Source organism: Marinitenerispora sediminis (assembly GCF_003336425.1).
GTDB classification, from domain to species: Bacteria; Actinomycetota; Actinomycetes; order Streptosporangiales; family Streptosporangiaceae; genus Marinitenerispora; species Marinitenerispora sediminis.
Genome location: NZ_QEIO01000063.1, coordinates 18822 through 29097 on the forward strand (window position 1 = coordinate 18822; position 10276 = coordinate 29097).

At 74.2% G+C, this 10276-nt stretch carries 9 protein-coding genes; 4 read left to right on the forward strand and 5 right to left on the reverse strand.

Annotated elements, in window-relative coordinates:
* Positions 1-171: 171 nt before the first annotated feature.
* Entirely contained in the window at positions 172-1398 is a 1227-nt protein-coding gene (locus DEF28_RS14000; protein ID WP_233515294.1) for a sensor histidine kinase, read from the reverse strand.
* A 292-nt stretch (positions 1399-1690) separates the two neighbouring features.
* On the opposite strand from DEF28_RS14000, the gene DEF28_RS14005 reads away from it, so the two are divergent.
* The 4 genes from DEF28_RS14005 to DEF28_RS14020 all read left to right on the forward strand — a co-directional run bounded on the left by DEF28_RS14005 (position 1691) and on the right by DEF28_RS14020 (position 4814).
* Positions 1691-2377, forward strand: a complete 687-nt coding sequence (locus DEF28_RS14005) for a DedA family protein (protein ID WP_374058116.1) — start codon at positions 1691-1693, stop codon at positions 2375-2377.
* A 330-nt stretch (positions 2378-2707) separates the two neighbouring features.
* Entirely contained in the window at positions 2708-2896 is a 189-nt protein-coding gene (locus tag DEF28_RS14010; protein WP_114397779.1) for a hypothetical protein, read from the forward strand.
* 402 nt (positions 2897-3298) lie between these two features.
* Positions 3299-3451 carry a hypothetical protein gene (locus tag DEF28_RS14015; protein WP_233515295.1) on the forward strand — a complete coding sequence of 51 codons (153 nt, stop codon included), beginning with the start codon at positions 3299-3301 and terminating at the stop codon, positions 3449-3451.
* Positions 3452-3635: 184 nt separating this feature from the next.
* Positions 3636-4814 carry an aminotransferase class V-fold PLP-dependent enzyme gene (locus DEF28_RS14020; protein WP_114397780.1) on the forward strand — a complete coding sequence of 393 codons (1179 nt, stop codon included), beginning with the start codon at positions 3636-3638 and terminating at the stop codon, positions 4812-4814.
* A gap of 46 nt (positions 4815-4860) precedes the next feature.
* Here DEF28_RS14020 and DEF28_RS14025 read toward each other — a convergent pair whose 3' ends face one another.
* The 4 genes from DEF28_RS14025 to DEF28_RS14040 form a co-directional block, all read right to left on the reverse strand.
* Positions 4861-5439: an ASCH domain-containing protein gene (locus DEF28_RS14025; protein WP_114397781.1), complete on the reverse strand. Its 579-nt coding sequence runs from the start codon at positions 5437-5439 to the stop codon at positions 4861-4863.
* 40 nt (positions 5440-5479) lie between these two features.
* A complete protein-coding gene (locus tag DEF28_RS14030; RefSeq protein WP_114397782.1) occupies positions 5480-6289 on the reverse strand; it encodes an SAM-dependent methyltransferase in 810 nt (269 codons plus the stop codon).
* A gap of 90 nt (positions 6290-6379) precedes the next feature.
* Entirely contained in the window at positions 6380-9595 is a 3216-nt protein-coding gene (locus tag DEF28_RS14035) for an FAD-dependent oxidoreductase (RefSeq protein WP_114397783.1), read from the reverse strand.
* On the reverse strand, positions 9592-10197 hold the full coding sequence (locus DEF28_RS14040; protein ID WP_114397784.1) for an NADPH-dependent FMN reductase: 606 nt from the start codon (positions 10195-10197) through the stop codon (positions 9592-9594). The genes DEF28_RS14035 and DEF28_RS14040 overlap by 4 nt, the downstream gene beginning before the upstream one ends.
* Positions 10198-10276 lie beyond the last annotated feature (79 nt).

A 10276-nucleotide genomic window follows, 5' to 3' on the forward strand; every position in this document is an offset into this window, starting at 1 on the left:
GGGCGAATAGCGCGACCGACGCCAATGGCAACGCATTCTAGCGGTCTGCGCAGGTTGCTACCTGACCGATGCCCGACCGTTCGTGGCCATCGGTCCGACATGTGCCCGGCCTCCCTGCGGAGCACGGCGGCGGGCCTCGGTCGTATGCCCGGCGACGTGCCGGAGGGCGCGTCACTCCGGCCGCGCCGGCAGCTCGGCCGTGATCTCGGTGGGGCCGCCCGGCGGACTGTGCACGCGGAACCGGCCGTCCAGCGCCGCAACCCGCCGCGCCAGTCCGGACAGCCCGCCGCCGCGCGGATCGGCGCCGCCGACACCGTCGTCCTCGATCCGCACGCCGATCGCGGCAGCCCCCGGTTCCTGGGTGACGCGGACGCTGATCACCTCGGCGCCGGAGTGCTTGGCCGCGTTGGTGACCGCCTCGCGCACCACGAAGTAGACGGCCGTCTCGACCTGCCGCGCCGGGCGCTCCGCCAGCCGGCAGTCCACACTGACCGGGATGCCGGAGCGTTCGGCCACCCCGCGAAGGGCGGTCTCCAGCCCCAGTTCGTCCAGGGTGGCGGGGTAGACCCGCCACGCCACCTCGCGCAGCTCGGTGAGGGCCTGCTGGGCCTCGTCGTGTGCCTGCTGCAGCAGGTCCGCGCCGCGGCGCGGGTCGGTGCCGCGCCGGAGGCGGCCGAGCAGCATCGCCAGCGCGACGAGGCGCTGCTGCACGCCGTCGTGCAGGTCGCGCTCGATGCGGCGGCGCTCATCGTCGACGGCCGCCACCACTCCGGCGCGGCTCTCGGTCAGCTCGGCGACCCGCTGCTCCAAGAGGTCCTGCCGGCTGGGGCCGAGCAACCAGCGCGCGAGCGCGCGCTCCATGCCGACGAGTCCGACCGTGCCCTGGACGCTGAGGTACATGAAGACCACGCCGACGACGATGATCGCCGGGTCGTTGCCGTCGAGGACGTTCAGCGGGGAGACCGCGAGGTAGAGGCCGCCGGGGAAGACCGCGAGGACGAACCCCCCGAAGATCCCGACCGGCCAGCGGGCGGCGAGGTAGCCCAGCGAGCGGACGGTGCCCGGGCGGCCGGCGATCTGCCGGTCGAAGCAGGCGGCCAGCCGGGCGCGTTCCACGGCGACCAGCGCGGCGGTCGAACGCGCCGCCGCGCGGCCGAGGAGGCGGCGGGCCGGGCGCCAGAAGGCGAGCGGCGACAGCACGAGCGCGCCGGCGCCCAAGAGCAGGACGAACCCGATCTCAACCACCGCCAGGGCGGCTCCCAGCACCGCTCCGACAGCGGCGAGGCCCCATGCCCGTGCCAGTTGGGCGAGCGGGATCCGCGGCGCCGACCGCACCGCTGCGGCAGGGCCCGGGGCAAGGGCGAACGTGCCGCCTGTCGTGAGTTCGTCGTCGCGCACACCGGGGACGGTAGTCGGTGGACGCGGCGGCGCGTACTGCGGTTTTCCGTACGGATCGGCTGCGGATACCGGCGCCCGATCGGGCCGTTGGCCGGATGGGCGCGCCGCCGCGATCTCCGTACCGTTGCGGAGCACGGCCGGCGGCTCGGACCCGTCCGGCCCGCCTGGGCGGCCTGTCGATGTGTCGACTCGTCGGCGGACCGATTCACCGACCTGCGGACTCGCCGACCCGCCCACGCTCGCGGCACGGTGCCGGCGGGCGTCCACACACACCATTCCACGGAGTCGCCACGTGTCCGTACTCACCCCGTTGGCCACGGCCGCCCCCCAGGACGAGGGCGGTCTCGTCTCCTGGGTCACCTCGCTGATGGAGGCCCTCGGCGGCCCCGGCGCGGCGATCGCCATCGCCCTGGAGAACATCTTCCCGCCGATCCCCAGCGAGGTGATCCTGCCGCTGGCCGGGTTCACGGCCAGCCAGGGCGGCATGAACCTGGGGGCGGCCATCGCCTGGACCACCCTGGGGTCGGTGGTCGGCGCGCTGGTCCTGTACGGCCTGGGGGCGCTGCTGGGCCGGGACCGGATGCGCGCCATCGCCGCCTGGATGCCGCTGGTCAAGGTCTCCGACATCGACCGGACCGAGGCGTGGTTCCGCCGGCACGGCGTGAAGGCGGTGTTCTTCGGGCGGATGGTCCCGATCTTCCGCAGCTTCATCTCGATCCCCGCCGGGATCGAGCGGATGCGCCTGACGACCTTCCTGGCGTTCACCACGCTCGGCAGCCTGATCTGGAACACGGTCTTCGTGCTGGCCGGATACCTGCTCGGGGAGAGCTGGTGGCTGGTGGAGGAGTACGCGAGCGTGTTCTCCAGGGGCGTGGCGGTCGCCATCGTCCTGGCGGTGGGGGTCTTCGTCGCGGTGCGGCTGCGCGCCGCCCGGCTCCGCAGGCGCGATCGCCGGGACGGCGGACACCGGGCGCCCTGACCGCGGGAACCGGAACGGCACCGCCTGCCCCCAAGGGCTGGTCGGCGGTGCCAGCCAGGTGCACGTCGAGCTCGGGCAGCGGACTCGGGCAGCGGAAGAACCAGGTCCCGGTGGACCCCGAGCGGCCGATGAGGGCGACCGCCCCGAGGGCCGCCGTCCGAGGGGCGGTAGACGGGGGCGGCCCCGCACCGGCGTCCTGCCTCGTCCGATCCGCTCGGCCGCCCCGCACGACGGCCTGCGGCGAAGCCCGCTCCGCCGCCGTTCCCTTCCGGATCCGGACACCGGCCTCTAGGCTCGACCGCGTCACCCCCGCCGCACCCGAGGAGAGGCATGAGCGCCGTCGGCAGATGGAGTCTGGGCATCGGCGCAGGGCTCCTGGTGGTGGCGGTGGCCGCCCGGATGCTGGACCTGATCCCGGTCACGGTGATCGCCGGCATCCTGGGGCTGATAGGAGTCGGAATGGCGGGATACGACGCGGCCTACGAGCTGCTGGACAGGGCCCGGCGGCGCCGACGGTGAACCGGGGCCGCTCCGGCGCGCGAGCCCCCGGAAGGCCGGCCGGCCTCAGCCGCTCCGGGCCGCCTCCGGCGCCCGGTGCCGAGATTCGTGCGGGCCCACCTATCGGCGGCGAGGAGACGGGACGTATCCGGCGTCATTCGAGGCCGGTTTCTTCGGAACCCCGCCTTCGGAGCAGAATCACGCACCCGCACTCCGCGTGACTATCATCACATAGAGCGCTGCCGTCGGATCCTGTGGTCATCCTCCTCAGACCCCGTTTCCTCAGCCCCGGGGACGGCGCCGCTTCGGGGAGCCTGGTGAGGGTGACAGGTCCCCTTCCCCCGGGCCTCCTTCCCCACCCCGAAAGATGAGCATGACCGAGGAGGCCCGCTGCGAGAAAAGCGCCGGCCTGCCTACCTCCACATGCTGCTGGTCGGCGTCCTGTTCCTGCTTCTCATGCTGATCAAGTTCCAGGACCCCCTCCCCACATTGCGAACGCCCCTGGTGATCGTCCTCAGTGTGGCGCTGGCCGTGAGCGCCTTCCTTCTGGGGGGTAGGACCCTGAAGAAGAACTGACCGCCACGGGAAGGGGCCGGGGGTCCGCGACGCGCGGGTCTCCTCGCCCCCGCCTCCCGTCCGTTGCCCATTTCGGCCTTATCTTGGCTGCCCCCTCTACCTGGTCTGCCCCCTACCTCGACACTGCGGCCGACATCCGGCTGGACCAACGGCGCGGCCCGCATGGAAGAAGGAACGAGGACGGATGATCGACCCCGAACGCGCCGCGGCCGACACTCCCGGATGCCGTGGCGGCGGGATCTTCCTGGACAGCGCCGGCTCGTCGCTGCCGCCCCGCGACGTGCTGGAGACCGTGATCGGCCATCTGCGCAGGGAGGCGGAGGTCGGCGGCTACCGGGCCGCCCGGGAGCGCGCCGACGACCTGGAGGAGGGGTACGGCGTCTTCGCCGAGATCCTCGGCTGCGCGCCGGAGGAGATCGCCTTCACCGACAGCGCCACGCGGTCCTGGCTGTCGGTCTTCAACGCGGTCCCGCTCGCCGCGGGGGACCGCGTGCTCATCACGGAGGCCGAGTACGCCGGGAACGCCATTCCCATCCTGCGCAGGGCGGAGTCGGTCGGAGCGGGCATGGACGTGGTCCCGTCCACGCCCGAGGGGGACGTCTCGGTCGAGGCGCTGGAGGGGATGCTCGACGAGCGGGTGAAGCTCGTCTCGCTCGTGCACGCGCCGACCAACGGCGGGCTGCTCACTTCGGTGCGCGCGGCGGCGGCCGCGGCGCGCCGGGCGGGGGCCTACGTGCTCCTCGACGCGTGCCAGTCGCTCGGCCAGGTCCCCGTACGGGCCGACGAGCTCGACGTCGACTTCATCACGGGAACCGGCCGCAAGTGGATGCGCGGCCCGAGGGGGACCGGGTTCCTCTACGCGCGCCGGGCCGTCCTGGACGGTCTCGTCAAGGACAGCGTCGACCTGCACGGCGGCACCTGGGCGGAGCGGGGGCTGGCCGTCGCCCGCGACGACGCCCGGGTGTTCGAGCTGTGGGAGGCGAGCATCGCGGACCGGCTCGGACTGGTCGCCGCCGGCCGCTACCTGCTCGACCTCGGCGTTGACGAGGTCCACGCGGCCGTCCGGGCGGTGAGCGGCCGGTTGCGGACCGGATTGGCGTCGATCGCCGGGGTGCGGGTGCACGACATCGGGGTGGCGCACTCGGGGATCGTGTCGTTCAGCGTCGACGGGGTGCCCGCGCCGAAGGTGGCGGAGCTTCTGGTGGAACGCGGGGTCACGGTGACCGTCAGCCGCAGGGCCTCGACCCGTATCGACATGGAGCGGCGCGGCCTGGCCGAGGTGGTCCGGGCGTCTCCGCACTACTTCGTCTCGCCCGCGCAGGTGGACGCGGCCCTGGAGGTGGTCGAGGCGGTGCGGGGGTGAGCGGGTGAGGGGCGGCCGGCGCGGGCTCCGGTGGCAGCGGCCGCCCTCACTCCGGCACCGCGGCCAGCACGGCCGCGCCCCGGGGGGATATCCGGTAGCCGGTGCCGAGCGACTCGGTGAGGCCGAGGTCCTTGAGCCGGCGTACCCGGCGTTTGAAGACGTCGGTGGGGACGCCCTGCCGGGCGGCGAGGTCGGCGGCGCGGGTGCCGGGGTGGGCGGCGATCAGGCGGAGCGTGCCGGCGGTCCACGGCCGGTCCGCCGCCCGGTCGGCGCGGGCCAGCCGCGCGCGGACGTCACCGAGCTCCGCGGGGTCGAGGTCGGCGTGCTCGCGCAGTGCGACGCGCGGGTCCGGGCCGGCGAGGTGCAGCCGGATCCGGTGGAGGTCGCCCCGGCCGTTCGCGGCCACCCACGCCAGGAGGCCGGCGGCCGAGTCGTACCCGGCGGCCCGCGCCTGCGTGTCGGTCACGTCCGCCTCCCGCACCACCTCGACCGCGTCGATCCCGATGACGCCGACCGCCGTGCGCAGCGTGCCGCCCGGGCGCACCCGCGCCCGCTCCCAGCGGCGGAAGGCCAGGGTGACCGTACCGTCCGCGATGCCGTCGAGGATGTGCCGTTGGAAGAGCATGCGTTCCCGTTCCGGTCAGGTCAGGTCAGGCCAGGTCAGGTCACCGCTTGACCCCGACGCCCGCCGCGCCGTGCACCCGGCCGAGCAGCGGCGCACCGGCGTGGTCGGCGGGGTCCGCCCGCCACGCGGGGATGTGGGTGAGTCCGGGTTCCACCAGGTCGAAGCCCGCGAACATCGCCCGCACGGCCTCGATCGGACGGTAGCGGATCGGGTTGGCGCTGCGCGCGTAGATCGCGGTGATGTCGGACGACTGCTCGGTCATCCCCTCGTCCGTGGCGTGTGACAGCGCGAGGCGGCTGCCGGGACGCAGGCGGTCCCGGTAGGCGGCGACCACACCGGCGGGGTCGTCCTCGTCGGGGACGAACTGGAGCACCGAGAGCAGCAGCACGGCGACCGGCTCGGAGAAGTCGATGAGTCGACGTGTCTCCGGGTGGTCGAGCACGCTTTGGGCGTCCCGGAGGTCGGCGTGCACGACTCCGCAGCCGGCGTCACCGCGCAGGATCTCGCGGCCGTGGATAGTCGCGGCCTCCTCGTTGTCGACGTAGACCACACGGGCGTCCGGGTGCACGGCGCGCGCCACCTCGTGGACCGGCCCCTCGGTGGGGATGCCCGCGCCGAGGTCGAGGAACTGGCGGACTCCGGCGCGCGCGCAGTAGTCGACAGCGCGGCGCAGGAACAGGCGGTTGGCCCGCATGATCAGCGGCGTCTTGGGGAGCAGGGCGATGACCTGGTCGGCGAGCTCGCGGTCGACCGGCAGGTTGTGGGTACCGCCCAGGTAGTAGTCGTACATGCGGGCGGCGCTGGCCTTGGTGGCGTCGATTCCGGCGGGAAGGGCGTCGGGCGTGGTCATGCTGCGCTCCAGGAGGTCGGGGCGGTCAGGGGCGGCCGGCCGGGCGGGGCGTCCCCACCCGGCCGGCGGCCGCGGCGGCGGGGAGCGGGGTCAGGTGGCCGCGGCCGCACGCGCCGGCGGCGCGAAGCTCGGCTCCTCGTTGCGGACCAGCCGGTCGGTGCCGCTGGCGCTGACCCAGCTGCCGGGGTCGTCGAGGATCGCGGCGTGCAGGGCGGGGTCGGCGGCGAAGGCGTCGAGCGCCTCGCGCTGGCCGACACCCTGGCGGACCAGCGCGTCGGCACCGGCCTTGCGGCGGCGCCACGCCTCGTGGGGCTCGGTGGCGGGCAGCAGCCGGGTGGGGACCTTCTGGCCGAGGAGCAGGCAGTCCACCCCTTCCAGACCGTAGAAGGTGGGTGCCGCCGACTCCAGGAAGCCGCGGGTGACGGCGTCGCGGAACCGCAGCGGCGCGCCGGTGGCGAACGCGTCGAGCAGGGGGCGCAGCCCGGAGACGTCGGACCGCTCCCGCGCGTCCCGCCAGAACGGGGTGTCGAGCCGGTCATTGAACCGGTAGTGCAGGGTGAGGAACCACCGCATGGCGTCCCACTTCTGGGCGAGCGCCTGGTTGACGACGTCGCGGGCGCACGGCTCGGACCAGGAGGCCGGCAGCGAGCTGACGAGGGCGAGGATCTCCAGGGTGATCATCATGAGCCCGCTCGACTCCAGCGGCTCCACGAACGCGTAGGAGTTGCCGACGCCCATCACGTTGCCGCGCCACGCCTCGTGGTGGCGGCCCACCCGGAACCGGACGAACCTCGGCTCGGTGACCCCGGGAGCGCTGCGGGCGAGTTCGGCCGCCGCCTCCTCGTCGGAGAGGGCGCCCGAGGCGAAGACGTAGCCGAGGTGGTCGCTCTCGGGGGTGGGGATCGTCCACCGCCAGCCCGCGTTCATGGTGGTCGCGGTGGTGTAGGGCTTGAGGACGCCGCCGTGGTCGACGTTGCCCGTCACGGCGGAGTCGCAGAACAGGCTGTCGGCGTAGCTGGTGAACGGGGTGCCGAGCGCCTTGCCGAGCAGCATGGAGCGGAACCCGGTGCAGTCCACCCAGAAGTCGAACTCCAGGGTCTCGCCGTCGGTGGTGCGGACGTGGTCGATCCAGTCGTCGGCCGACTTCACCACGTCGGCGAGCCGGGCCTGGACGTGGCGGACCCCGCGCCGTTCGGCCAGTTCGGTGAGGTAGCGGACGAACCGCTCGTTGTCGAGGTGGTAGGCGTAGGGCAGCCGGTCCAGGAGGGTGGCGTAGCGGTCGCCGAGCCGGAACACCGGGACCCGGTCGGCGCGCATGTAGAGCGACTGCAGCGTGAACGCGTTGATGTCGCCCTGCTCCCGGAGCGAGCCGAGGATGCCCACGGAGTTGGCGTTCCAGTCGAAGGGCGCCATGAAGCCGTCCGGGTTGGCGCCCCAGTCGAACCGGATGCCCATCTTCCAGGTCGGGCGCACCCGCTCGTACAGCTCGGCCGGGTCCACGCCGAGGTAGTGGTGCAGGAACGGCACCATCGACGGGGTGGTGGCCTCGCCGACACCGATGATGGGCATGCTGGGCGACTCGACCAGGGTGACGTCGAGCCACGGCCGCTTGGCGCGCAGCGCGAGCGCGGTCAGGTAGCCGGCCGTGCCGCCGCCGATCACGCCGACGCTGCGGATCGCCCGCGGGTCGGCGCTGTCGGGACGGGGCAGGTCGTCGACGAGCCGGCGCCCGCCGTGCTCGTGGTCGGCGAGCAGGTCGGCCATGGCGGCGACCTCCCCGCTTCCCGGGGTGGTGCCGTGCGTCGCCCACGCCCGCACGGCGGCGGCGTCGGCGTCGGAGGCGCGCGCGATCACTTCGTCGAGCACGCGGCGGCCGCGGCCGCCGTCCGAAGGAGTACTGGGGGCCATGCTGGTCCTCTCGGTGTCGTCCGGTCCGGTCGGGGTGGCGTCGGTCGGGTCGGGCCGGCGGCCGAGGAGCGGGGCGGCCATGGCGGTGGAGACCAGGGCCATGATCACGAGCATGGTGAACAGCGTCGTGTCGATGACCCCCAGCGTGAGCCCGACGTTGAGCACGATGAGTTCGGTGAGGCCGCGGCAGTTCATGAGGCCGCCGACGCACACGGCGTCGCGGCGGCCCATGCCCATGGCCCGGGCGGCCACGCCGGCGGCGATGAGCTTGCCGCCGCACGCCACCACCAGCACGAGCAGGCACCAGCCCCACAGCACGGGGTCGGTGCCGAGCGCCGTGATGTCGGTGCGCAGGCCGCTGAGCGCGAAGAAGACGGGAAGAAGCAGCGGGCCGAGCAGCCCGGTGCCCTCGTGGACCCGGCGGGCGAGCGCGGAGTCGGCGGGGATGACCACGCCGAGCAGGAACGCGCCGAAGATCGCGTGCACCCCGCTCCACTCGGCGGCGGCCGCGACCACGAAGAGCGCGACGAGCGCGGCGGGCAGCCCCACGCGGCGGTCCCAGGCGGGGGCGCGGGCCAGGCCGCGGCCGAGCAGGAGCAGGGCGGCGGCGAGCAGTGCCGTGGCCACGATGGTGACGCCGATCCCCGCGGCGCTGCCCGCACCGCTGAGGGAGAGCACGACGGCGAGCAGGCACCAGGCCGTGACGTCGTCGACCATCGCGCACGTCATCGCCAGCGTGCCCACCCGGGTGCCCAGCCAGCCGGAGTCCCGCAGGATCCTGGCGAGCACCGGCAGCGCGGTGATGCTGAGTGCGACCCCGATGAACAGCGCGAACGGCACCACCGCCACTCCGTCTGGCGCGAACCGGCCGTGGACAGCCACGGCGAGCACCACCCCGCACAGCAGCGGGACGGCCATGCCGACGTGGCTGACCACGAGCGCCGTGCCGCCGCTGCCGGCGAGCGCGCGGGGACGGAGTTCCAGACCGGCGACGAAGACGAACAGGACGACGCCCAGCTGCGCCACGACGTCGAGGGTGCCGACCACCTCGGCGGTGAACACGTGGTCGCCCGCCCCCGGCCAGACCGTCTGGAGCAGGGAGGGGCCGAGCACGATGCCGCCGGCGATCTCGCCGATCACGGGCGGCTGGCCGAAGCGGAGGGCCAGCGCGCCGAGCGCACGGCACACCGCGATGACGACGGCGACCGCGAGCAGCGTGCGGGCCAGGAGCGGCAGCGCCGGGAGGGCGGGACCGGCCGTCTCGCGCCAGGCCGCGTCACCGACGGAGAGCAGCACCGCCGCGGTACCGGCGACCGGCGCCACCACGAGCGCGGTGTAGACGGCGACGGCCCGGTACCGGGTCCGCCGGGCGGCGACGGGCGGTGCCGCCCCGTTCACGACGCCGCCGCGCGGTCGAGGACGCGCTGCCGGCGCCGGGCGCTGAGCCGGGCCATCGTCATGACCTGGCCGAGCATCGCCTCCAACTGGCCGGCGGCGGCGGGCTCCACGGGCCTGCCGTCGTCGTCGAGCCCGGCGCGGGCGCCGGCCAGGGCCACACCGAGCGGGGTGGGCCAGCCGCGCAGCGCGTGGGCGACGGTCCGCAGGGTGCTCAGCGTGGTGCCGGCGCCCTGCTCGCCGAGCGCGACGGAGACGCAGCCGACACCGCGCCCGTCGAGGAAGGGGCGCGGCGCGTCGGCGAGGTCGTTGACGAAGTCGAGGGCGTTCTTCAGCAGCCCGGAGACGGTCCCGTGGTAGGCGGGCGAGACGAGCACCACGCCGTCGGCCTCAGCGAGGGCCGCGAGGTAGCGGTGCTGCTCGGGGCCGCGGTCCGGGTGTCCGGGACGGTAGATCGGGAATTCCAGCTGCGCTCCCGTGAAGACCGTGGCCGCAGCGCCCATGAGCACGCATCGGTCGGCGCTCCAGCCGGCGATGCGGTCGGCGCGGGAGCCTCGGCTCAGTGAGCCGCTGAGGAAGACGATGTTCGGCACCGCCGTTGCCATGGTTCCTCCGTAGCTGTCTCAGGTGGCCCGGCGGGGCCGGGTGGGGGCGGTCGGGTGGTGGAGGGGGCGTGCCGGCGCG